This is a genomic window from Virgibacillus sp. 7505, from assembly GCF_002272135.1.
Lineage (GTDB): Bacteria > Bacillota > Bacilli > Bacillales > Amphibacillaceae > Terribacillus.
On sequence record NZ_NPBF01000437.1, the window covers coordinates 1 to 216 of the forward strand.

At 45.8% G+C, this 216-nt stretch carries 1 protein-coding gene; it reads right to left on the reverse strand.

Features of this window, described 5'->3' with window-relative positions; all coding sequences use genetic code 11:
* Positions 1-216 (reverse strand): TRAP transporter large permease subunit (locus CHH91_RS19685; protein ID WP_141234279.1); only part of this gene is annotated, 216 nt, incomplete at both ends.

A 216-nucleotide genomic window follows, 5' to 3' on the forward strand; every position in this document is an offset into this window, starting at 1 on the left:
GCCTCCAATTGCCCATTTAAGGCGATAATCGCGGGCAGGGCAATTGTTGATGTGATGATATAGTTGGCGGTGGTAGGTGAACCCATCCCAAGAATAATCGAAGTGATCATCGTGAACACAAGTGTCAACAAAAGTTGAATGTCGACAGAAGTAGTTAAAGTGCCAGCCATGTTTACAATGCCGTTGCCAAGCTTAAGGCCTAATCCCGTTTTGGTG